This window comes from Sporolactobacillus sp. Y61 (genome assembly GCF_040529185.1).
GTDB lineage: Bacteria > Bacillota > Bacilli > Bacillales > Sporolactobacillaceae > Sporolactobacillus.
This window is the reverse complement of sequence record NZ_CP159510.1, coordinates 924,083-947,337: the sequence shown is the minus strand read 5'-3', so window position 1 is coordinate 947,337 and position 23,255 is coordinate 924,083. Positions and strand designations below refer to the sequence as shown.

Below are 23,255 nucleotides of genomic sequence, written 5' to 3'. Positions count from 1 at the left end.
TCTGCAAATTCAGGGGGCTGTTTCCCCATGAAAAAGCAATCATCGGTGCCGGCTGCCTTTCCTGCAGCAGAAGCAGGGGACGATGTACGTGGTCAGCCGGCTTTCCCCGCCCCTGGTGTCCCTGAGATCCGGCTGCGCGTTTTTCCAGCCGTTTCGTAGGGGGGGGATCTCCGGCGCCGCGCTGCAAAAAAGCTGACTCAGCGTCGACACATCAACATCGACGCTGAGTCAGCTTTTATTTTTTTACGTATTCAGGCATTCTGACTCTGACGGACAATCAGGCCCTGTTTTGCTGTGATTACGGCCAGTTTATAGACGTCATCGGCGCTGCATCCCCGTGACAGGTCATTAACCGGTTTGTTCAGTCCCTGAAGGATCGGGCCGACCGCGGTATAACCGCCAAGCCGCTGAACCATTTTATAACCGATGTTTCCGGAGTCAATGTTTGGGAAGACGAATACATTAGCCTGACCCTTGATCGGCGATTCCGGTGCCTTCCGGGCAGCAACCTCCGGGACATAAGCCGCGTCAAACTGCAGTTCGCCGTCGATAAGGAGGTCAGGAGCTTTTGCTTTTGCCAGTCGAACCGCTTCAGTGACTTTATCAATACTCGGGTCCTTGGCCGACCCCTTTGTTGAAAAACTGAGCATGGCAATGCGTGGATCAATACCGAAGAGTTTCGCTGTCTCCGCTGATTCCAGGGCGATTTCCGCCAGCGTTTCACTGTCCGGCGAGATGTTGATTCCGCAGTCGGCAAAGATAAATTTTTTCCCTTCACTCACCATGATAAATGCACCGGAAATTCTGTGTTTGCCCGGCTGTGCCTTAATAATCTGCAAGGCCGGACGGACGGTGGCGGCGGTTGAATGCGCGGCTCCGCTGACCAGTCCGTCCGCCTCACCCATATAAACGAGCATCGTGCCGTAATAGCCGGGATCACTGAGCCATTCTTTCGCCTGTGCCTCATCGGTCTTCCCTTTTCTTCGGGCAACCAGTGCGGCAACCAGGCGGTTCATATCGGGTTCTGTCTCCGGATGTCTGAACTGGATTTTTCCTGATTCCGCCAGTGCCCGGATATCCTGAGCAGCTTCCTCTTTCCTGCCGATAAGAACAGGCAGGATAAGTTCTTCCTGTGCCAGTTTCCGGACTGCCGTTACAATCCGATCATCGTCACTCTCCGGAAAAACGATCGCCGGTTTCCCTGCTTTCACTTCGGTTTTCAGCTTGTCAAATAATTGAACCATCGTGCCGTCCGCCTCCTGTTATTGTTTTGTTCCTACTATATTTAAGCCAATCCGGCTCTCTAAATAAATCATTCCTTTCTTTTTAGTATAAACCAATTTCAGAGGGTACAGAGATGAAAATAAAATTTCTGACAAATCCTGCTTCAGGTGAAAAAACGATTCAGTCGCAGTCAGGCGGCTGGCTGTGCTATAGTGGTAACAGAACGAGTATATAGGCGAGGTGTTGAAGGATGGCGGAAGCAGCCGAGACGCTGGATGGCTGGTACTGTCTGCATGATTTTCGGACGATAGACTGGTCAAAATGGAAGGCGCTTACTATTAATGAACAGCAGGATGCCGTTCAGGAATTCAATCATTATCTCTCTCAGTGGGACGAAAACGAGCAGGATCATAAAGGAAGCTATGCCTTCTATTCCATTGTCGGGCAGAAGGCAGATATTGCACTGATGCTGCTCAGACCGACACTGGACGAGCTCAGCGACCTGGAAATAGAGTTTAATAAATCCAAACTGGCAGAAGTCACAAAGCCGGCTTATTCCTTTGTGTCTGTTGTCGAATTAAGTAACTACCTTGGCAAGGACGGCGGGGATCCATACGCTGACCCGCGGGTTCAGAAGAGATTGTATCCTGTATTACCCAAAACGTCCTATTTCTGCTTTTATCCAATGGACAAAAAGAGGACGCATGGAGATAACTGGTATATGCTCCCGATGGAAGATCGTAAAGTGCTGATGCGCAGTCATGGCAAAATTGGTCGGAGTTATGCCGGAAAAATTCATCAGATTATTACCGGTTCGACAGGACTTGATGACTGGGAATGGGGCGTGACGCTGTTCTCCGATGATGCGCTTCAGTTTAAGAAGATTGTCTACGAGATGCGATTTGATGAGGCGAGTGCGCGTTACGGCGTATTCGGATCATTCTATGTCGGAACGCGTCTTGACAAGGATCGATTCTACAGAATGCTTGTTTTTTAACATCCTGTCCCTTCGAAAGACTCACCAATTACTTTCTCCTTAAAATCAATGGCACGCCTGGCCATTGTCAAACCCTCTGAAGTTGAATGTTGTTGTCCAACTTCAGGGGGTTCGTTCACTTTTTGAATCTTATGGCTCATCTGACTGACTGAATTCCATATTTGGACTTCATGCCCCTATTCGTCAGTTGAAGCCGTATCATTTTGTAAAAAGGGCTAACTGATTAAGAGAGCGGGGTGCGTCTTCTCTGCTCATTTTTTTCATGCATACCGTGGCGCCGGGCTGTCGTCCATGCCCGGCGTACTGAAAAGTCGGCGTGTCCGGTCGGGCACGTCGACTTTTTTGTCATGATAGGCTTTATCGTGCATACGGTTTAATGTATTGCTATGTTTTATCCGGGGAGAGAACCAGAAAAAAGGAGGCGGCTTAATTATGCCCGCCATTCAATATGTATCCAGTGATATCTCACTTCTTGCCCGACTGATGCGGGCGGAAGCCGAAGGAGACGGGCAGCTCGGCATGCTGATGGTCGGCAATGTCGGGGTTAACCGTGTACTCGGAAACTGTCTGGATTTTGAAAATATCCGGACAATCCAGCAGATGGTATTTCAGAGCCCCGGAGGATTTGAAGCAACACAGAAGGGTTACTTTTACCAGGCTGCCCGGACGCAGGATCGGCGTCTGGCACAGCGTGTGCTGAATGGTGAACGATTTAATCCCGCAACAAACAGTCTCTGGTTCTTTCAGCCTCCGGGTGCATGCCCTGCTCAATGGTTTAACCAGTGGAACACAGGTCGTTTCAAATCCCACTGCTTTTTTTCTCCTTCACAGGCCGACTGTCCGCAGGTTTACTGAGCACGCGGGGTATTTTCATCATATTTTTGAGGAGTGATCCATTTGAGTACACCTTATCAGCCAGAAAGCTGGCCATACGGCGTCTTCAATAATCCGGAAAATGGTCAGGCACCCGGATGGGAAGCCTTCCGTCAGCAGACGGGAACCGGGTCGTTCCCTTTCCAGGGACAGTCCGTTCCGCCCACAGGCGCGCCGGCCCAGCCGCAGACGCTTCCTTATCCATTCCCTTCTTACACCATCCCTGTCCCGCCTGCCGGGCAGCCGCAGCCACCACAGCAGATGCCACAGACACCTCCCGGGCAGGCTGGCTTTCCACCGGGCTTTGTGGAGCAGTCGTATATTGAAAATATCCTGCGGCTGAATCTTGGAAAACAGGTGACGGTCTACGCCACCTTTGAAGGAAATCCCGAATGGACAGCGCGAACATTTACCGGTACGCTGGAGGCAGCAGGACGTGATCACGTCATTATTGAAGATGAGGAAACTACCGTCCGCTCTCTGATTCCAATGGTTTTCGTCAACTATATCACCTTTACAGGGCCGGTCGATTACAGCTATCCGTTTGGCCCGCAGGACAGGTGAAAAAATAAGAGCCTGTTCGGATAACCGCCCGTTCCGGCTCTTTTCGTTTCAGCTCTTCACAGCAGCAATAACAACAAGAAGCCATCCGACCAGAAAAGCAACACCGCCGAATGGTGTGATCATACCGAGAACCCTGATTCCGCTGAGACTGAGCACGTAGAGACTCCCGGAAAACAGCACGACGCCGAGTGTGAGCATCCAGCCCGCCCACTGCAGCAGACCTGCTGATCCCTGCAGGACGGTCATAGCCAGAATAGCGATCAGGATCAGGCCGAGACTGTGATACATCTGATATTGGACGCCTGTCTGGAAAACCGATAAATCATACTCGCTCAGCCTGTCCTTCAAGACATGGGCACCGAAGGCACCAAGGGCTACAGACAGGAAAGCAAGCGCTGAGCCGAGCGCAATAAAGAACTTCATTTTTTCCACTCCTGTTTTTTCAATGTTATATTTCATTAAGCCAGGTGAACTTTGTCCTCATGATCTCAATAAACCAGCAGCAGCTCCGCCCTTTTGCGTCCTGCTGCCGGAATGCGTTATTCACTCAGATATTTTTTATAAATCGCCTGAGTGCCGCTGTTTTCCTCGCCCTTTTCAGCCAGTTCATTGTAGATTTTTTCAGACAAAGCCAGTCCCGGAGTGTCAAGTCCCATGGCTTTTGCTGATTTGAGAGCAATCCGTTCGTCCTTGATCAGATGTTTAATATAAAAGCCGGGAGCAAAATCTCCCTTCAGCATCCGCCGCCCGAGATGGGACAGCGACCAGCTGCCGGCCGCTCCTGTCTCAATGCTCTCCATCACTTTGTCTGTGTCGAGGCCCGCATGTTTCGCGTAGCTGAGCGCTTCAGCGACGCCGATCATGTTTGAGGCAATAGCAATCTGGTTCGCCATTTTCGTATGCTGACCCGAACCGGCCTTTCCCTGATAGACGATTTTCTGCCCCATGACTTGAAAGACGGGGGCCAGAGTCTCAGCAACTTCCGGATCACCACCGATCATGATCGACAGGCTGCCGTTCTTTGCACCGACATCACCGCCGGAAACCGGTGCGTCCAGTGCGTGCAGACCTTTTTCCGCGGCTGCCTGATAAATTTTTTCCGCAAGTTGAGGGGATGAAGTGGTCATGTCAATTAAGTAAGCTCCCGGTTCGGCATGATCAATGATCCCGTTATCAAAATAAATGGAAGCGACATCCTTAGGATACCCGACCATCGTAATGACCGCATCGGCTCCCTCAGCAGCTTCCGCCGGGCTCGATTTCCAGGCGGCACCTTCTGCAATGAGATCGTCCGCCTTGCTTTTCGTTCGATTAAATATCTGAAGAGTATAACCCGCCTTTATCAGATTGCGGATCATGCCCTTGCCCATTACTCCGGTTCCGACAAAGCCAATCGTCTGCACTGCCATCGCTACCACTCGCTTTCCTGTTCTTGTTATCGTTCCAAAATTAACGATAGCATGAACGGCTCACGTTTTCACGTCATATGCAGGCAGCTCAGACTTTCCGGATCTGCAGAAGGTGTGTAAATACCCACGGATACTGCGGCATGGCGAAATTGATCTGCCAGGTACCAATTCCGCCAAGCCGGCGATCTGCAACAATCTGTACTTTTGCAAACAGACTGCGTGTATCTTCAAACCAGACCACATGGTTCCTGCCACTGTCGTCTGTATAGTAAAAATAGGCTGCCTGGTCGGCTTCTGAAAAATGAATGGGCACCTGCTCACTTATAGCCAGATTAATCGCTGCCTGATTGGTAATGGCCCGGCCGGGGTTTCGCCCGAGAATGGAATCACCCAGTCATAACCGTAAAAAGGCGTGCCCATAATGATCTTGCTGCGGTCCATCAAACCGGCCGCGAAGTCAACCGTCGCCCGGACATCGGCAATCGGGGCTGTTGCGCCCGGCTCACTGCCGGCATGGTGCCAGTCGTAGGCCATAATGAAAAGCTGATCCACAATAGCGCCGATCGCCGCATAATCATAGCCGCGTACCCAGGGCACCTCGTCGCTGGTTTTCGCCGGCACCGCGATGCTCAGATTGAGTCCGGCCGCGTCTGTCCGCGTTTTCAGCGCCTGAAGGAATGAGACAAAAGCTGCTCTGTCCGCAGCCAGTACACCTTCGAAATCGATATTGATTCCACCGTATCCCCGCGATGTCGCCCTGGCTATCATGTTATCAATCAGCCGCTGCTGTACAGAAGGCGTGTTCAGTACGCGCTGAACAAGCGCCGAATTAAACCCGGCGGCGGTCAGGTTGGTCACGGTCAGGACGGGAGTCACGCGCCCGCGCCATGCTGCCAGCACTGCGGCGTTATCATTCAGCGGACTGAGATCACCGTTCCAGTTAAAATGCGTTTCGAAAAGGCCAATATACGTTAAATAAGGAGCATTGTCTGAGATAACCCCCTGGTCAAGTGAAGGAGTCCTCAGCTGACTGTAGCTGAAATGTGTGGCGATACGCCGCTCAACAGCCGGCAGATTCAGACGCATGCCCGGTCGCAGATTCTCCGGACGAATTCCGGGGTTTGCTTCCATTAATGCATTGAGCGGTACAAAAGCTGCTCGTGAAATCGTCCAGAAACTGTCTCCCGACTGAACGGTATAAATATCACTTGGTATGAGCAGCGCCTGACCGATCACCACATTGACGGCGGTCAGTCCATTGACCGCCCGCAGCGTATCCACAGGCACATCAAACTGCTGGCTGATGCCGAATAAGGAATCCCCCGATTTTACAACATAGACAAACATAGTCCCACCCTTTCCGCCCGGATCCTGCCCGGACGCTGACGTTTCACCTGAAACCAGGCGTCTTCCCCATCTTATTCTCCGGAATGCCGTTGGGTGAATGTGTCGCTCTTCATTGACGAAGTCCTGTCTTCCAGGCAAAATGACGACAGGTGTTAAAAATGCAATTGCTTTTTTCCGGGTGAGGCATACGATGTGAAGAGAAAGGTTTGAACAGGAGGGGGCAGGATGACTGAATTTCCATCTTCCAGGCTGCTTGATAAGATGCCCGGAAATTACTTTGCGGATTTAGACCGGCGAATTGAGCAAGTTAGCCAAAGCGGCATTGACCTGATTCATTTAGAGAAGGGCAGTCCGGATCAGCTCACGCCTGATCCTGTTATTCGCGAAATGGACCGTGCCCTGCGTCTTCCGGAGAATCAGGGATACCCGCCGTACGGAGGGAAAAGAAATCTTAAAGAAGCCATTGCCACATTCTATGCCGGGGCATACGGCGTGGCGCTGGACCCTGAAACCGAGATTACGGTTTTCGCCGGGGCAACGATTGCGATTGCTGCTCTCCCGCAGGCCCTTTTAAATCCCGGCGATCTGATGTTGACTACAGATCCGGGATACCCCATGTACTTCATCTGCCCGTCGCTGGCCGGTGCCGGGGTCTATGGCATACCTGTACGTGCCGAGGATGATTTTCTGCCGGATTACAGAAAAATTCCAAAAGCTTTTCTGAGCCGTGCGAAACTGTTAATGCTCAACTATCCCAACAACCCCACCGGAGCAATCGCAACAAAAGCTTTTTTTGCCGATACCGTTGCTTTTTCAAAAGAGCATCAGATTCCCGTCGTGCACGACTTCGCCTATGCAGCATTCGGGTTCGACAGGCAGCGGCCGCTCAGCTTTCTCCAGACTCCTGGAGCAAAGGAACAGGGGATTGAAATTTACACCTTTTCCAAAACCTGGAACATGGCCGGCTGGCGACTGGGTTTCGCCGCCGGCAATGCGTCCCTGATCCGGTCGCTGGGAAAATTTCATGACCTCGCACACAGCGATGTATTCGGTGCGGTTCAGGATGCCGGTGCAGCTACTCTGCTCGGACCGCAGACATCTGTCCGGAAAATGAGAGCGCTTTATGAAAAAAGGCGCAACGTCCTTGTCGAAAGTCTGCGTGAAATCGGGTGGGACGTCGCTTCCCCGGAAGGTTCATTTTTCTGCTGGTTCAAAGTCCCTGAAGGTTATACATCCGAAACGTTCACCAAAGCCCTGATTGAAGAGGCGCATGTTGCGATGGCGCCCGGGATAGGCTTTGGCAGAGGCGGGAATTTCTATGTGCGCGCCGGTCTCCTCGAACCGGAAGACCGGCTTCGCGAAGCCGCAGAACGAATCAGGGATTCAGGAATTCTGACGCCTGTCAGGGAGTAAGCTGAAAAAAAGCCTTCCACCCGTTTTCCGGTCAAGCCCTTTTTTCTGTGTCCATTCATCTCGGCCCGGTGGCTCGATAAATGAGACTGAAAAATTCCGCTTAACTTAGCAAAAAGGAAAACAGCGAGCTTCAATAGACGGAGGAATTCCGGCTATTGACCCAAAAAAGATGAAAATGGGGGCTCTTTCATTGCCTGATCGGAAAAATTCCGCTTATGATACGCTGAAACCCGTTCGATTCTGCATTTAAGCGGAAATTCTCCGCTTATTAAGCAAAAAAATAACGTTCCTGTCAAAGGGTCGGAGGGCGTTTCATCCTGAAATAAGGCGTTCCGGGGTGGACCCTGGTGGTCACCTGGTTATGACAGGGTACCCCTGGCAATATGAGTAAAGACGTGGTCGAGAAATACATTAACGAACAAAAAAAAGCCCTCCAGGCTTAACGGAAGGCTTTTATCCCATCTCTAAGGGCACGAGATTTCTGCCGAAAATTTTCATTAAATAATTTCATAGCCGATCAGAAGGATGAAAATCAGATCAATCACAAACAAGATCATCAGCCATACAGCCGACTGATGCCTGTTTCTTTTTGCGAGTGCCATTTCCATCAGGCCGATCAGAATAAGTGCCAGCACGCCCTTGATCACAAAAAGAATGGGGAAGTGGATCAGAACAAGCATCCAGACACCGGTGACAAGCATAATCAGATAAGTCAGACGAAGGGCCATACTCCATCCCTTCTGACGATTAAATGCGAAACTGAGGATGAACAGAAGAATCATAATTCCCCAGACACCGCTGTGTATATGTAACAGTATCTCCTGCATTCAGCTAACCTCCCATTGGCTGTTTCATTCGGTGCAACCCGTTCTTTTCTATTCTAACATGAAACAGACAGAGCTGTCCGACCAGACGCGTGCGCACAACGACAAAGTCCTGAAGCGGCCTCGCTTCAGGACTTTTCTTTCAGCTGTTTATTCTCTGCCCGCATCCTCATGCCTGGAAACATCGCAGGCCGTGAGCGGGATCAGTCTGTCCTTCATCTTCCATTTGGCCACCAGCCAGATCGTAAGAAAAATCGGGATACCGATATAAGCAGAGATGACACTGCCCCAGTCTATCTTCCCTCCGGTAAATGCGCCGAAGCTCTGCCCGATAATCACGATCAGACAGACAGCAAAGGCAAAGAGCGGACCGAACGGGAACCATTTTGCCCGATACGGAAGATCACTGAGTTTTCCGCCCTGTGCCACATAGGCCCGCCTGAAGCGGAAGTGACTGACAGCGATTCCGAGCCAGGCAATGAAGCCGCACATCCCGGAAGCGCTGAGAAGCCAGTTATAAACTATACCGTCACCGAAGCCTGAGGCGAGAAAGGCAAGCATGCCGAATGCCGTGGTCACGACCAGTGCCCAGATTGGAATGCCGCGCGATGTGACATAAGCCAGAAATTTCGGAGCTTCGCCCTTCCTTGCCAGAGCATACAGAATACGTGTCGATGCATACAATCCGGAATTTCCCGCAGACAGCACGGCAGTCAGAATCACGGCGTTCATCACCGAAGCCGCAACTGCGAGGCCCGCTTTCTGGAAGACCAGTGTAAACGGACTGACCATCACCGTATCTGTAATCGACAAATTAGGGCTGGTATAGGGGATAACCATCGCGATGACAAAAATAGCCAGGATGTAAAAAAGCAAAATACGCCAGAAAATGGTGCGCATAGCTTTCGGCACATTTTTCTCCGGATGTTCACTCTCACCGGCAGTGACACCGAGCAGTTCTGTTCCCTGAAAAGAATAGCCGGCGGCAAGAAAAACGCCGAACGCCGCCAGAAAGCCACCGTGAAACGGCGCGTCACCGACAGTAAAATTAGCGAACCCCGGTACGCCGCCACCCAAAATCCGGAAAATCATCAATAAACCGACAATAATAAATATAATGACCGTTGCCACTTTTATAAAGGCAAACCAGTATTCCGACTCGCCGTAGCCCTTCACAGTCAATGCATTAAGCAGGAAAATGAGGATCAGGAACAGCCCGCTCCACAGATAGGAGGGCGAGTCCGGAAACCAGAACTTCATGATCAGCGTCGCTGCCGAGAGCTCGCTTGCGATCGTCACGGCCCAGTTGTACCAGTAATTCCAGCCGATAGCAAAGCCGAAAGACGGTTCGACAAAACGCGCCGCATAGGTACGAAATGATCCGCTTGTCGGCACATACGCCGCGAGTTCCCCGAGGCTCGTCATCAGAAAATAGACCATGATGCCGGTCAGCCCATAGGCGAGAAGTGCTCCGCCCGGGCCGGCCGTATATATAGCATTGCCGCTTGCAAGAAATAAGCCTGTTCCGATTGCGCCGCCAAGCGCGATCATCGTCAGGTGGCGGGACTTGAGTTTTCTCTGTAGTTTGTGTGTCCCTTCTGCTGCATGTTGTTGCATGAATTTCTTCCTCCCAGAATTTACAGGCGACATGATCGAAAGCGGATCCCCATTAAAAAGCCCGCCGGTACACGTGCTACCGGCGGACGGTTATGGTCACTGAAACAGTATCAAAACGATTTTTTACCGTGAAATCTGCACTGCTTCCGTCCATGTCATCTGCTGATAGCTCATCACACGTGCATTGGGCGTGTGACAGTTCCGGCCCTGTTCGGAACCGGACCCAGTTCGCCCGGAAAAGGAGCCGGGCAAACTTCGGCGGTATTTCCTTTCGCGCTTCTTCATCAGTGTCCTGCCACCTCTGAAGCACTACTCATAAATACCGCAACCTCTACCTCACATGACACGTGAGGCGTACAGACAAAAATGTCAACAGGCTTCATTTTAACGTTTCAGAAAAATATTTTCAAGCAAAAAATGAAACGGCACCCCTCAGATCCCTTTTTTCGCCGGAGTGGCCGTTTTCGCTTCAAAATTCGCAATGGCTTCCATAAATATGCGTCCATACTTCTCCAGCTTCTGCTGGCCGACGCCCCTGATCATCAAAAAGTCATGATCTGTTGCCGGAAGGCGGGCACTCATTTCACGCAGTGACTGATCGGAGAAGATGATGTAGGGAGGGACGTATTCTTTCCCGGCGAGCCTCTTACGAACCTGTTTCAGCTGATCAAACAGGGCATCATCGACCACAAGCTGTTCGGCGCGAACCCGAGCTTTCTTATACACCTTTCTTTCGCCTTTCAGGACGGGTACCGCGCGCGGCGTAAGACAAAGCGTCGGGTAAGCCCCGCCCCGCAAAGCGAGATACTGCTCACCCGTCAGATAATCGATGAAATCACTGATCTGTCTCTGCGTCTGATCTTTCATGAGGCCATAAGTTGGCAGCCGGTCGAGCCGGAACCGGGTCAGCTTCTGATCGGAAGCGCCGGCAAGGACTTTGGCGACCATCGTTTTTCCATAGCGTTCGCGCATCCTTTTCACGCAGGAAAGCACCTTTTGTGCTGTCACCGTCACATCAGCCTTCTCGCGTGTATCGAGACAATTCCCGCAATGGTGACAGGGCGCCGGATTCTTTTCTCCGAAATAGCGAAGGATATAAGCCTGAAGACAGGATTCAGCATGGCAGTAGCCGATCATCTGATCCAGTTTACGGAACTCTTTGGCTTTCAGGACATCATCCATATCCGACTGTTCAATGAAAAAGCGCTGCAGGCGGATGTCCTGTGGGGAAAAGAGCAGGATGCAGTCGCTTTTCTCGTCATCACGCCCGGCGCGGCCGGCCTCCTGATAATAGGCTTCAATATTGCGTGGCATGTTATAGTGGATGATATAACGGACGTTACTTTTATTCACACCCATCCCAAAAGCGTTTGTCGCAACCAGAACGCTGATATCATCATACAAAAAACGCTCCTGGTTTTCTGCCCGCGTCTTCTCGGAAAGTCCGGCGTGATACCTTCCTGCTGCTACACCACGCCTGTGCAGCTGTCCATACAGCCTGTCCACTTCCCGGCGTGTTGCCGCATAAATGATGCCGGGCTGACCCGAATTCTTACGCAGATAGTCCATTAAAAAAGCATCCCGGTTCTGACCGCGGACCACCCTGAACAAAAGATTGTCACGGGCAAACCCTGTCGCAACAACCTGACTTTCGGGAATATGCAGCAGGTGGCAGATGTCGGCCGTGACTTCCGGCGTCGCTGTGGCGGTCAGAGCGGCAACGACCGGCTTCGGCTGAAGTCCGTCCAGCAGATCGGCAATTCTGCGGTAACTCGGGCGAAAGTCATGCCCCCATTGCGAGATGCAGTGGGCCTCATCAACGGCAACAAGGGACAGGTTCATTCGCTTGAGCATTCGGACAAATACAGGCTGCTCCAGACGCTCCGGCGCAATATAGAGCAGCTTGTATCGTCCCGCCGCTGCCGCTGCCATTCTCTCGTCTGTCTCGCTGTGGGACAGTGAACTGTTGATAAAGCCCGCCGGAATGCCGATATCCTTTAAAGCGTCCACCTGATCCTTCATCAGTGAAATCAACGGCGAGATGACCAGGACTGCTCCGGGCATCAGCATGGCCGGAATCTGGTAGCAGACCGACTTTCCGCCGCCGGTCGGCATGATGGCAACGGTGTCCCTGCCCGCCAGCAGATCTGAAATGATTTTTTCCTGTCCTTTACGGAAACTGTCGTATCCAAAGTACCGTTTCAGCACATTAAGCGCCGCATCCATCCGTTCTCACCTCTCAGGTCCTGTTATGCAGTTTTATCATAACATAACTTGACCGGCGATCCGGGGCACTTAACTAGCTATGTCACCGGATTTTTCGATAAGAGGTCAGCCGGATCTATTTGCGCCTGTCCGCGAATATCGGCTTTCAGGACATTTTTCATCATCTTCAGTGCAAAATCATTGTCCTCCTGAACGTTTGACGCGCAGCAATCGGCCGGAATAAACAACTGGTAACCGCGCATATAGGCGTCATTAGCCGTGAACAGCACACAGATATTTCCGGCAACACCGGTGAGGATCAGCGTGCGCGTGCCAAGTTCAGTCAGCAGTGCCTGAAGAGGCGTTGCATAAAAGCCGGAGTGTCTGGGTTTGATAATGAAGAAATCTTCCGGATCCGGTAAGATTTGCTGCACCAGATTCCAGGCCGCCCCATCCTGTGCACGTTGAATAAGGTGACTTTTTTCTGACTGCCACCTGCCCTCATTGTCATTGATATAGATAACAGGCAGTCCCGCTGCTCTGGCTCTTCGTTTTAATGAGGCAATCTGCGGCGTAATACGACACATGCCCTCAAGTAAAAGAGGACCCGCCTGAAACTGGAGCGGATTGATCATATCGATAATCAGCAGTGCTGTTTTCTTCATTCCTGGTCACCTCAGGGTTTCTCATCCTTTAAACGCAGGGTGTTTTTGCGGAAAAAAGGCAGGTTTTCTTTTTAGGTTACCCTGGGCCTCTGAAGGACATGTACGGGCTGAGTCATCCGCCCGGTCCGAACGCATCACTTTACATATACTGAAGGCATAGAGTGAACAAGGGAGGGAAATCCATGGAGGAAGAATCACATAAAGAAAAGCATCCGATAAAAAAACGTCCGATGGAAGAACTCGAATCCTTTTTCCAGCGGAATCCTTTTGGCGGTGTTCTGAAATCAATTGATGAATTTTTTGAGAACCATACGCTCTTTCAGGCCGGATTCCCGGTACGACTGTACGATACGCCGGACGACTGGATTGTGGAAGCGGAGCTGCCCGGCGTAAAACGTGAAAACATTCATATCGAGCTGCATGGAAGCCGCATCCGGCTGATCGTCCGGGATGATGTTGAGATGGAGGCCCGCCATAAAGAAAAGAGCACGTATGCATTCGAAAGGCAGTTCAGCCATACTGAACGTATGATCCATTTACCTTACACCATTGATAAAACCCGGACGCATGCCTCATTTACCAATGGTATTCTGAAAATACGGGGGCCTAAATTTCCAAAGACAGGTCATACATTAACGATTGAACCCTAAATGGCCGGGAGACTGTCTCCCGGCCATCGTCTGTCTGCATGCAAATGTCCGTACCCTTCACTCAGCCTGTTAACCTCGTGACAAATCGTTCCAGCCGGTCCAGTCCTTCACGAAGGATATCCATCGAATACGCATAGGACAGGCGCAGATAGCCTTCCCCATATGATGAAAAGGCACTCCCGGGAACGGCCGCCAGGTGTTCCTCTTCCAGCAATTTCAGAGCAAAATCTTCTGAAGACAGGCCGAATTTCTTTATGGATGGGAAAACATAAAAAGCCCCCGACGGACGGACCACTTCCATCCCCATTTGCCTCAGCCGTCCCATGACATAGTCCAGACGGCGCTGATACTCCTGTCTCATTGGCTCCGCGTCATTTTTCCCGGCAGTAAGTGCCTCAATCGCGGCATATTGCGTAATACTTGTAATGCAGGAAATCCCATACTGATGAACTTTGATCAACTGTTCAGCGATCGGATGGTCGGCAAGCACATAGCCCATACGCCATCCGGTCATCGCATGTGACTTGGACAGTCCGTTGATCACCAGCGTCTTAGGCTTCATTCCCGGAAATGAGGCGATGGAGACATGTTTCTGACCATAAATCAGTTCACTGTATATTTCATCGGAAATGACAAAGACGGGTCTTTCTCTCAGCACATCGGCAATAGCTGACAACTCGCGCTCCGTCAGCACGCAGCCGGTCGGGTTGGACGGGTAAGGCAGCACAACGGCCTTCGTACGCTCTGTCAGTTTCTCCCTGATCTGTTCGGCTGTCATTTTAAAGTCCGTCCCGCGTGTATCGACATAGACCGGAACGCCGCCTGCGAGCGTAATCGGAGCAGCGTAACCCGGATACGCCGGTCCCGGCAGAATCACTTCATCCCCCTCCTCCAGAAGGGTACGGAAGGACAAATCAAGCGCCTCGCTCGCGCCAACCGTGGTAATGATTTCATTCTCCGGATGGTAATGCAGATCATATTTTTCCGCAACGTAACCGGCAATAGCCTGACGGAGTTCCGGCAGACCGGCATTTGCCGTATAAACGGTATGATTCTGGTCGATCGCCGCCTTGCCTGCCTCCCGGACATGTTCCGGTGTCGGGAAATCCGGCTGCCCGATCGTCAGCGATACCGCACCGGGATAGTCTTTCACTTTGTTGAAAAAGCGCCTGATCCCGCTGATCTGTATGGCACGGACACGCCCGTTTACTCTCTCTTCCATCCTGGTCATCCTCTCACATCAGCTGTCTTACATAACAGTTCATCCCGGTCCCCGGTTATTCAGTAACCGGCTCTTTAGTCTCTTCTGGCTCTTTTTTCTCTTCTTCTCTGATTTTCACTTCCTGAGTCCATCCGAACTTATCCTTGAGGCGGCCGGTCTGGATGCCGGTAAGGGCATCATATAACTTTTTCGACAGTTTTCCGGTCTTTCCGTCACTGACCTTGATCACGCGGTCTTCCCATTTCAGAAATCCGACCGGCGAGATGACGGCAGCCGTTCCTGTACCGAATACTTCTTTCAGCTGCTGCTTCTCCGCTTTTTTAAACAGTTTCTTTACTGAAATTTTCCGCTCTCTGACAGGGATATCCCATTCCTTTAACAGCCGGAGGACCGAGTCACGGGTCACGCCCGGGAGAATGCTGCCATTTAATTCAGGCGTCCATACTTCTCCGCCTATTCTGAAAAAGATATTCATACTGCCGACTTCTTCAATATATTTATGTTCTACGCCATCCAGCCACAGAACCTGGTCAAAGCCCAGTTCTTCAGCTTTTGACTGTGCCTTAAGACTGGCCGCGTAATTCCCGCTGGTTTTGGCAAACCCTACGCCGCCTCTGACAGCACGTACATATTCATCTTCTACGTATATTCTGACGGGATCAATGGAATGGTTAAAGTAGGAACCAACAGGAGAAAGGATGATGAATAATTTGTAGGTGCCCGAGGGATGGACACCCAGGAAGGGTTCTGTACCGATAATAAACGGCCGGATGTACAACGATTGTCCGGGTTTAACCGGAATCCAGTCAGCTTCAAGGGCAACGAGTTTTTTGATCGCCTGAATCACAAATTTTTCGTCAATCTCGGGTATATCGAGCCGCGCGCAGGATTGATTCATCCGCTTCATGTTCCTGTCCGGCCGGAAAAGAAAGACCCGGCCGTCCTCCGCTCTGTACGCCTTCAGCCCTTCAAACACTTCCTGTCCGTAGTGGAAAATAGTGGCTGCCGGATCCAGTTTAACCGGTCCGTACGGCACAATCCGCGGATTATACCAGCCTTTGTCCGCCGCATAATCCATTTCAAACATATAATCTGTAAAATACTGCCCGAATCCAAGATTGTCCGGTTCAGGCTTGACTTTCAGCTGATCCGCCTTCTGAAAAGTGATCTGCTGCCCCATGTTCTGAAGCCTCCTGAAATACTGTTTTCCTTCATTATATCAATCCATCTGACCGGATGCTATATGTGCCCGAATATTTGAAAACGCATCCCATTTTTCCCTTTGATACCGGGTTTTCCGGCATCTGAATTTTTCTTAAAAAAATTGGTGCAATCCCCTTTTATCACCCGCGCAATCCTGTTACAATATTCTAGCTGTGAAAAGAGACGAGACACAGCATGTCTTCTTTTTATACTTTAAGGATAAGTTTTTGAGATCAGAAAAACAAATCCCCTGGCGGCCTGCAACTTGCCAGTCGGCAAGTTTTTCTTCATCATGAACTGATATTTTCGAGAGGGGTGTTTCACCGTGCGACAATTCACCATTGCTTCATGTGCGCTGTATTTTCTAACTGGTCTGACTGCTATTTCTATTGGATCTGTGATGCCGCAGTTACTGACTTACTATCATGTCTCTTTCACGGTAGGCGGTCAGCTGATTTTTGTCGGGGCCATGGGTTGTCTCGCCGGTGTTCTGGTATCCTCCTGGCTGAATAATCATTTTCCGCCCAGGCCGCTATTAATCTTTTCTACACTGCTTATTGCTGCAGCACAGTTCAGTATCCTGCTGCTTCCGCCCCTTCCGGTATTCATGACGCTTTACTTTTTGAACAGTGCCGGATCATCCATGATTAGTATTGTCGTTGCTACGCTGTTTATTGAGGTTTTTTCCGGCAGACAGGCCGTTGCGATGAGTTATCTGGAAGTCTCGTTCGGACTGGGTGCTTTGACCATGCCTGTCCTGGCCTCACTTTTTATTGCACTTGACATCTGGCGTTATCTTTTTATTATAACAGTCCTTTTCGCCCTGATTCTGGCCGGTATCTGGACGCACATTCAGATTTCGAACAACGCGCAGGATCCGGGGACTTCCGGACCACAGGATGCATCCGGAGCACCGGACACCCGGCCGTTATCCTCCGGCCGGAAGTGGGCCATCCTTGGCCTGTTTGCCTTTATCGTTTTTGTGTACGGTGGACTTGAGGGCAGTCTGAATAACTTTATGTCTTCGATTTTTATTGATTATCTCGGAGCCGTTGCCTATACCGCTTCAATAAGTGTCGGTATTTTCTGGTGCGCGATGGTCATCGGCCGGGCACTGACCGGTGTAATCATCCGCAAGGTGACGTACAATCGTTATCTACTGATGAATATCTGCGGGGCCATTATCTCGCTTGTTCTCTTTATCCTGATGAAAAATCTGATTTTCGGTTTCATCTTTGTTGCCACACTGGGACTGATGCTTTCGGGTATCTATTCAATCACCCTGGTCTATGCCAATTATTCCATCCCGAACAGTGTCCATCTCGTGACGCCCATTATCTCCGGTCTTTCCGGACTGGGCGCGGCCGTCTTCCCGGCTGTCACCGGATTCTCCATTGATCACTCGGGAATGATGACAACGCTGTGGTATCTCGTGGGTATGGCCATCAGCTATCTGACCATGCTGCTGGTGATCGATCAGATTCGTCGCCGCAGGACGTTTAAAGTGTTCTTTCCGCACCATCTGCTGCGTCCGGCATTCGCCTCGCGCAGGATGCGTATGAAATAAGAAATAAAATGATCAGGCACTCTCCTGTTTGTGGGAGTCAGGGCCGGCAGCTCGATTCAATCAGCATGGAACGGCAGCCATGTATAACGATAAATATTTATTGATTTACGATAATTCAGCTATTATAATATAAGGGTTAAAAAAGTGAGGTGCCTGATATGAGACGGGAAACTGTTTTTTTGCGATTTTCAGTCCTTTTTATGGGGCTTCCTGTTCTGGCTCTGTGTATCTTTGTGTTGCCTGATATCGCCGGATTTTTTGCAGAATTGAATCCGGATTTTGCTTATTTTCAATATCCTTTTTTAATCGGCTTATATATCACGGCAATTGTTTTTTTCGCTGCCCTGTACGAGACGCTGAAGCTTTTACGTTATATTGATAAAAATCAGGCGTTTTCTCAGTTGTCTGTTACATCACTCAAACATATTAAATACTGTGCCCTGATCATCGGCGGCTTATATGTGTTATTTATGCCGCTCATTTATCTCATGGCCGAAGCAGACGACGCACCGGGCATGATCCTCATCGGCACGGGCATCATTTTCGGCTGCCTGGTGGTTTCGGTCTTTGCTGCCGTCCTGCAGAAGCTTTTAAAGAGTGCCATAGATATGAAAAATGAAATCGATTTAACGGTCTGAGGTGAACCACATGGCGATTATCATTCATATTGATGTCATGCTGGCTAAAAGAAAAATGAGTGTTACAGAACTTTCAGAAAGAGTCGGGGTCACCATGGCTAATCTTTCCATATTGAAAAATGGAAGAGCAAAAGCCATCCGCTTCTCTACTTTAGAGGGCATTTGTGAGGCATTAGACTGTCAGCCCGGAGATATTCTGGAATACACCCGTGACAAAGGAGAAGAAGATGGCAGGCATGTAAGTCATCACGAAAGTCAGAAATAGATATTCAGCTCTTCTCCGGGTCCATCATGCAACTCTCGACTCCGCCGCCGCAATCACCGGCCGGGGAATTTTTTTGCTTTCTCCCTGCCCGTCCCTCATGGTATAATGACCTAAGCATTTCTAGAAAAAGGGAATGAGACAGACATTGAGAATAAAACATCTCGATCGTAAAGTCATCCATATCTGGCGCCAGCGCGCCGGAATCACCAATCTTATTTTCTGGGTGCTTATTGCCGGACTGATTTTCGCCACGTTCTTCTTCCACTGGCCTTATTTTATTCATTTCATCAGCGGTGGACTTGTCCTGCTGACCCTGCTGCATCTGATCATCTTTGTCTATGTGGTTCCGCCGATCCGTTACCGTACATATTTCTATGCCATCCGGCAGCAGGATCTTTTGATTCAGGAGGGCGTTTTCATCATCAGTCAGACCGTGATCCCCTTATCCCGCGTGCAGAATGTTGAAACCGAACAGGGACCGTTGTTGCGCAAACACGGTCTGACCGCTGTTTCGATTACAACAGCGGCTGATACGCACGGGATTCCTGCACTGAATGAAGCCGAGGCTGTTTCGCTGCGTGATCAGATATCTGAACTGATCAAGGAGAATGCTGCCTATGAAGTCTGAAAAGAAACATCTTCATATCGTCTCCGTACTCACCGAATTTATCGCGACCCTGCGCAATGTCATCCTGCCCGCCGGACTCGGCTTCATTGCCGGTTTACGCCATTTCTCTGATTATCTCGGCTATATCCTCCTGATTCCGCTCGTTCTTGCTGTCTTTGATTTCCTTAAATGGCTGCGCCTGACTTATGAGATTACAGATGAACATTTTCACCTGCAATCGGGCGTTCTCGTGCGTAACGACCGCTACATCCGCATCAATCGTATCCAATCCGTCCAGATCAGGACGAACATTCTGCTGCGCCTGTTCGGGCTCGTTCAGCTGAAACTGGACACGGCAGATCCGGCGAGCAGGGGAGATATTACCCTTTCCGTTCTGACAAAAAAGGAAGCCGGACGGATCCAGAGAGCCATCGGCCATGGTAAAGAGCAGCTGCCGGCAGAGGATAGCCTTGAAGCTGTTCCGGCCGAACAGCCGGCCGCACCGATCAAACGCTTTGTCTTATCAGGAAAAGATCTGTGGATGGCGGCACTGACCTCCTCCAATATCGGCATCATCGGGGTCCTGCTCGCCCTGTTCTCGCAGGTCGACGATGTGATTCCGGACTCGTTCTGGGGATCCTCAGTGGATTATTTCAGCCATCTGCCGATCACTCTGCTCGTGTTTCTGGTTGCTGCACTCGTTCTCCTGCTCTGGCTGATCTCTCTTTTTGTGACGATGCTACGCTGGGGTGGCTTCAGGCTGACCGTGACAGGTGGTCAGTGGTTTATCCATAAGGGCATTCTCCAGACAAAAGATGAAACGTATAAAACCAACCGGGTGCAGGCGATCCGGATCAGGCAGCAGCTGCTCCAGCAACTGTTCGGCTATTGTACAGTTTACGCGGAATTAAGCGGCAGTGTCGACGGGGAAAACCGTGATGAGGGTTCGGTACTGGTCTATCCGTTCGTATGTATTAAACAGCTGCCGGATTTTCTGGAAGAGATCATTCCCCGGTTTGCGGGTCAAATGGATGTCAGGCGGATCCCTCTGCGGGGTATACTGTACGGGACAGCCCGGCCACTGCTGTTTCTTACCGTTGCTGCCGGCATCCTCACCTGGTTCTTCTCATGGGGTAAATGGCTCTGGCTGATCCTGCCGCCCATTGCCGGATGGATTTATTCCTGCTATTATTCCAGGGGCTGCCGGCTGAGGAATAACCGGTTCGTCCTAACCGGGCGCTTTTTATCGAAATCAACGGTCATTACATTGACCCGGCATCTGCAGACCTTCTCACGAAAGCGTTCCCCTCTCCAGCGACAAATCGGACTCGGTAATTTCCGGGTGATGATCCGTTCTTCTGCGCCGCGCGCCTATCGTGTGAACCAAATGGCGTCAGAAGATACTGAATCTCTTATGAACCGCCTTAGAAATCATTCTGTGAACGACTAAAAGGCACGATTGTCCGTCTAAAGGACAAACCGTGCCTTTATTCTGTTTCATCCTGCGATTGATTCCGGGCGCGTCTTCTCCAGTCAGAAAGAACACCCTCAGCTGCTTTAAGCCCCTCTGCAGTAACATATGTTTTAAAAAAAAGGCGAAAGGAGTAAAAAACCTGATCCGGACAGGATTGTACCGCCTGATCATATGTACTCCCTCGCGCCTTATCGTTTCAGCGGCACACTCGGCTCATCCATGGAGATCTGCCAGTTAATTGGTTCTTCTCCCGCCGACTCCAGGTACCTGTTTGCCCGTGAAAACGGGCGGCTGCCGAAGAAACCGTAATGTGCAGAAAACGGGCTCGGGTGCGAAGATTTGATGATGAAATGGCGTTCATTGGTAATCAGCTCCTGCTTCGCCTGGGCGTTGCGTCCCCAAAGTATGAACACAATGGGTTTCTCGCGTTCGTTCAGGTCGCGGATAACCGCATCAGTAAACTGCTCCCACCCCATACCTTTATGTGAATTAGCCGCGCCCCGCCGGACCGAAAGTACCGTATTCAGCAGCAGGACGCCCTGCCTCGCCCATTCAATCAGACAGCCATGGTGCGGAATCGGGCAGCCCAGATCATCATGCAATTCCTTGAAAATATTCCGGAGCGACGGTGGCTGAGGGACACCCGGCTTGACAGAGAAACTGAGCCCGTGCGCCTGGCCCGGTTCATGATAAGGATCCTGGCCGAGAATCACCACCTTTACTTTCTCATAAGGGGTATATTTCAGCGCGTTAAACAGATCATACATATCCGGATAAATGGTGCGTGTGCTGTATTCTTTTTTCAGAAATGACCTCAGTTTCAGATAGTAATCTTTATGAAATTCAGACTCGAGAAGAGCTTCCCAGTCATTATTCAGAATATGTTTCAACTTCCCATGCCTCCCTGAATTCAAAAGATCAGTAGATTAATTTCCAGTTATGATTCACCGTTGCCCGGACGGTTTTGCGGGCTATAATGTCATTGGCCATCAGTTCCGACACATCAATCGGGATATCCCTGACCACTGGTTTGTTCCGGAACATGAAATAATCTCCACCGCCGCCGGACCGGTAATTATTCATAACGACGTTGTAGTGGCTGTCCATCTGCACCGGTGCGCCATGGTAATCCAGTTTCACGACCCGACTGCCGGCCGGCTTTGAGATATCGATCACGTAATCGATACCTTCCCACATATCATAATTGTAATGCTGCGGTTTCGGAGTAGTAAAGCCTTCGCTGACTTCAATCGGCCCGTTACCCTGATACCTTTTAAAATAGGAAGCCGACTTCTCAAGCGCCTCCCGCATATCGCGTCCGCTGATCCGGATCACTTTCAGTGTGTTCGGATAAATGTAGTTGGCGCAAATATCACGCATGGACACATCGCGCGGGAGACCGGGCGAATCATTACGAAACAGCGCGGTCGATGAAATATCAGCACCCGAAGCCTTCATTTGCAGTTTATTAATGAATTCAATTAATGGATGATCATGTGTCCGCACGTCCATCGGATCGCGAACAAGCATGTCCCCTTCAATCCGGCCGAGCGGACGGTCAAGCCAGGTTTGTGTGGCTTTTTCAAAGGGATCTGTCTGTTTCAACAGTTCTTTGTCTTCCGGGACACCGGTGACCGGCAGCAGTTCCGACCTTTTCCCGGTGACTTGCCAGCCGTCATCTCTTTTTTCCAGATCAACGGTTACTTTTCCTAAAAAAGTTCCGTTGCAGCCGGGCTGGACAATCGTTACACCATTCACTTCAGCCCCGCTGATTTTCCGGTGCTGGTGACCGGTCAAAAGCACATCAATACCGGGCACTTCCATGCACAGCTGATAACCCTGGTTTTCCCCGGTCAGTGCTTCCGTCTCTTCACCGGACGCCGGATCCCGCTCGAATCCACCGTGATAGGAGACAACGACAAGATCTGCCTTTTTCTCCCGGCGCAACCAGGGCACCCATTTCTTTGCCGCCTCCACCGGATCAGTAAAAGTCATGCCGGTGATATTTTCCGGTTTCTCCCAGTTGGGGATGTACTGGGTGATCAGTCCAAGAACGGCCACTTTACATCCATTCTGAAAAGTCCTGATGATATACGGTTTCCCGAAATAAGGCTCTTTTGTATCTGTCCTGAGCATGTTTGCTGCAAGCCAGGGAAAGGCCGAATGACGGACAGCTTCAGCCAGAACTTTTTTCCCAAAATTGAATTCATGATTCCCGACAACAGCACAGTCATAGGCCATCTGATTTTCAAGAATCACCATCGGATTCACGTGCTTTCCGTCAAAACGGGCATAATAATAAACCAGTGGCGTCCCCTGAATCAGATCGCCGTTATCAACCAGCAGCACATGCTCATGCTCTGTCCTTTCTTTTCGCACACGTGTTGCGATTTTCCCCAGTCCTGCTTCCCGGCGAGTGTTATCTGCATAATTGACCGGATAAATGCTGCCGTGTATATCACTTGTTTCAAGGATCACCAGTTCCATGTTG

The 23,255-nt window shown here is 50.6% G+C and carries 24 protein-coding genes and 1 riboswitch; of the genes, 11 read left to right on the top strand and 13 right to left on the bottom strand.

Features of this window, described 5'->3' with window-relative positions; translation table 11 throughout:
- The first annotated feature begins 27 nt into the window (after positions 1–27).
- On the top strand, positions 28–159 hold the full coding sequence (locus ABNN70_RS04680; RefSeq protein ID WP_353948891.1) for a hypothetical protein: 132 nt from the start codon (positions 28–30) through the stop codon (positions 157–159).
- A gap of 92 nt (positions 160–251) precedes the next feature.
- Here ABNN70_RS04680 and pta read toward each other — a convergent pair whose 3' ends face one another.
- Positions 252–1,244 carry a phosphate acetyltransferase gene (gene pta / locus ABNN70_RS04675; RefSeq protein ID WP_129928459.1) on the bottom strand — a complete coding sequence of 331 codons (993 nt, stop codon included), beginning with the start codon at positions 1,242–1,244 and terminating at the stop codon, positions 252–254.
- A gap of 230 nt (positions 1,245–1,474) precedes the next feature.
- Between pta and hemQ the strand changes: the two genes are divergently transcribed.
- The 3 genes from hemQ (at position 1,475) to gerQ (ending at position 3,658) form a co-directional block, all read left to right on the top strand.
- Positions 1,475–2,221, top strand: coding sequence for a hydrogen peroxide-dependent heme synthase (hemQ, locus tag ABNN70_RS04670; protein WP_353948890.1), 747 nt, complete (start codon positions 1,475–1,477; stop codon positions 2,219–2,221).
- Positions 2,222–2,653: 432 nt separating this feature from the next.
- Complete coding sequence (locus ABNN70_RS04665) at positions 2,654–3,076, top strand: cell wall hydrolase (RefSeq protein WP_353948889.1); 423 nt, start codon at positions 2,654–2,656, stop codon at positions 3,074–3,076.
- A 42-nt stretch (positions 3,077–3,118) separates the two neighbouring features.
- Entirely contained in the window at positions 3,119–3,658 is a 540-nt protein-coding gene (gene gerQ, locus ABNN70_RS04660) for a spore coat protein GerQ (protein ID WP_353948888.1), read from the top strand.
- A 48-nt stretch (positions 3,659–3,706) separates the two neighbouring features.
- Here gerQ and ABNN70_RS04655 read toward each other — a convergent pair whose 3' ends face one another.
- The 4 genes from ABNN70_RS04655 to ABNN70_RS04640 form a co-directional block, all read right to left on the bottom strand.
- Positions 3,707–4,081, bottom strand: coding sequence for a DUF423 domain-containing protein (locus ABNN70_RS04655; protein WP_129928463.1), 375 nt, complete (start codon positions 4,079–4,081; stop codon positions 3,707–3,709).
- Positions 4,082–4,197: 116 nt separating this feature from the next.
- Complete coding sequence (locus ABNN70_RS04650; protein ID WP_353948887.1) at positions 4,198–5,076, bottom strand: NAD(P)-dependent oxidoreductase; 879 nt, start codon at positions 5,074–5,076, stop codon at positions 4,198–4,200.
- Positions 5,077–5,155: 79 nt separating this feature from the next.
- Positions 5,156–5,380, bottom strand: coding sequence for a hypothetical protein (locus tag ABNN70_RS04645; protein ID WP_353948886.1), 225 nt, complete (start codon positions 5,378–5,380; stop codon positions 5,156–5,158).
- An 8-nt stretch (positions 5,381–5,388) separates the two neighbouring features.
- A complete protein-coding gene (locus ABNN70_RS04640) occupies positions 5,389–6,414 on the bottom strand; it encodes a LysM peptidoglycan-binding domain-containing protein (RefSeq protein ID WP_353948885.1) in 1,026 nt (341 codons plus the stop codon).
- Positions 6,415–6,639: 225 nt separating this feature from the next.
- On the opposite strand from ABNN70_RS04640, the gene ABNN70_RS04635 reads away from it, so the two are divergent.
- Positions 6,640–7,827: an aminotransferase class I/II-fold pyridoxal phosphate-dependent enzyme gene (locus tag ABNN70_RS04635; RefSeq protein WP_353948884.1), complete on the top strand. Its 1,188-nt coding sequence runs from the start codon at positions 6,640–6,642 to the stop codon at positions 7,825–7,827.
- A gap of 497 nt (positions 7,828–8,324) precedes the next feature.
- Here ABNN70_RS04635 and ABNN70_RS04630 read toward each other — a convergent pair whose 3' ends face one another.
- From ABNN70_RS04630 to ABNN70_RS04615, 4 genes are all read right to left on the bottom strand, one after another.
- Positions 8,325–8,654 carry a DUF1516 family protein gene (locus tag ABNN70_RS04630; RefSeq protein WP_129928467.1) on the bottom strand — a complete coding sequence of 110 codons (330 nt, stop codon included), beginning with the start codon at positions 8,652–8,654 and terminating at the stop codon, positions 8,325–8,327.
- Between the two features lie 147 nt (positions 8,655–8,801).
- Positions 8,802–10,268 carry an amino acid permease gene (locus ABNN70_RS04625; protein WP_353948883.1) on the bottom strand — a complete coding sequence of 489 codons (1,467 nt, stop codon included), beginning with the start codon at positions 10,266–10,268 and terminating at the stop codon, positions 8,802–8,804.
- A 158-nt stretch (positions 10,269–10,426) separates the two neighbouring features.
- Positions 10,427–10,610: riboswitch (Lysine riboswitch) on the bottom strand.
- Positions 10,611–10,700: 90 nt separating this feature from the next.
- Positions 10,701–12,494 carry a DNA helicase RecQ gene (recQ, locus tag ABNN70_RS04620; protein WP_353948882.1) on the bottom strand — a complete coding sequence of 598 codons (1,794 nt, stop codon included), beginning with the start codon at positions 12,492–12,494 and terminating at the stop codon, positions 10,701–10,703.
- A gap of 77 nt (positions 12,495–12,571) precedes the next feature.
- Complete coding sequence (locus tag ABNN70_RS04615; RefSeq protein WP_353948881.1) at positions 12,572–13,138, bottom strand: isochorismatase family cysteine hydrolase; 567 nt, start codon at positions 13,136–13,138, stop codon at positions 12,572–12,574.
- Between the two features lie 182 nt (positions 13,139–13,320).
- Between ABNN70_RS04615 and ABNN70_RS04610 the strand changes: the two genes are divergently transcribed.
- Positions 13,321–13,788, top strand: a complete 468-nt coding sequence (locus ABNN70_RS04610; RefSeq protein WP_129928471.1) for an Hsp20/alpha crystallin family protein — start codon at positions 13,321–13,323, stop codon at positions 13,786–13,788.
- A 61-nt stretch (positions 13,789–13,849) separates the two neighbouring features.
- Here the strand turns inward: ABNN70_RS04610 and ABNN70_RS04605 are convergent, their stop codons facing one another.
- Both ABNN70_RS04605 and ABNN70_RS04600 read right to left on the bottom strand, forming a co-directional pair.
- The gene (locus ABNN70_RS04605; RefSeq protein ID WP_353948880.1) at positions 13,850–15,010 is read right to left on the bottom strand and encodes an aminotransferase A; all 1,161 of its coding nucleotides are present in this window, start codon (positions 15,008–15,010) and stop codon (positions 13,850–13,852) included.
- Between the two features lie 55 nt (positions 15,011–15,065).
- Entirely contained in the window at positions 15,066–16,190 is a 1,125-nt protein-coding gene (locus ABNN70_RS04600) for a branched-chain amino acid aminotransferase (RefSeq protein WP_353948879.1), read from the bottom strand.
- 348 nt (positions 16,191–16,538) lie between these two features.
- Here ABNN70_RS04600 and ABNN70_RS04595 point away from each other — a divergent pair, with 348 nt between their 5' ends.
- The 5 genes from ABNN70_RS04595 to ABNN70_RS04575 all read left to right on the top strand — a co-directional run bounded on the left by ABNN70_RS04595 (position 16,539) and on the right by ABNN70_RS04575 (position 20,740).
- A complete protein-coding gene (locus ABNN70_RS04595) occupies positions 16,539–17,780 on the top strand; it encodes an MFS transporter (protein ID WP_129928474.1) in 1,242 nt (413 codons plus the stop codon).
- Positions 17,781–17,938: 158 nt separating this feature from the next.
- A complete protein-coding gene (locus ABNN70_RS04590; protein WP_129928475.1) occupies positions 17,939–18,418 on the top strand; it encodes a DUF2975 domain-containing protein in 480 nt (159 codons plus the stop codon).
- 10 nt (positions 18,419–18,428) lie between these two features.
- A complete protein-coding gene (locus ABNN70_RS04585; protein ID WP_353948878.1) occupies positions 18,429–18,683 on the top strand; it encodes a helix-turn-helix transcriptional regulator in 255 nt (84 codons plus the stop codon).
- 145 nt (positions 18,684–18,828) lie between these two features.
- The gene (locus ABNN70_RS04580) at positions 18,829–19,311 is read left to right on the top strand and encodes a PH domain-containing protein (RefSeq protein WP_353948877.1); all 483 of its coding nucleotides are present in this window, start codon (positions 18,829–18,831) and stop codon (positions 19,309–19,311) included.
- Complete coding sequence (locus tag ABNN70_RS04575) at positions 19,301–20,740, top strand: PH domain-containing protein (protein WP_353948876.1); 1,440 nt, start codon at positions 19,301–19,303, stop codon at positions 20,738–20,740. The genes ABNN70_RS04580 and ABNN70_RS04575 overlap by 11 nt, the downstream gene beginning before the upstream one ends.
- Positions 20,741–20,952: 212 nt before the next feature.
- On the opposite strand, the gene ABNN70_RS04570 is transcribed toward ABNN70_RS04575, so the two are convergent.
- Together ABNN70_RS04570 and ABNN70_RS04565 are read right to left on the bottom strand one after the other, a co-directional pair.
- Positions 20,953–21,654, bottom strand: coding sequence for a uracil-DNA glycosylase (locus ABNN70_RS04570; RefSeq protein ID WP_353948875.1), 702 nt, complete (start codon positions 21,652–21,654; stop codon positions 20,953–20,955).
- A gap of 28 nt (positions 21,655–21,682) precedes the next feature.
- Positions 21,683–23,251 carry a bifunctional UDP-sugar hydrolase/5'-nucleotidase gene (locus ABNN70_RS04565; protein ID WP_353948874.1) on the bottom strand — a complete coding sequence of 523 codons (1,569 nt, stop codon included), beginning with the start codon at positions 23,249–23,251 and terminating at the stop codon, positions 21,683–21,685.
- Positions 23,252–23,255 lie beyond the last annotated feature (4 nt).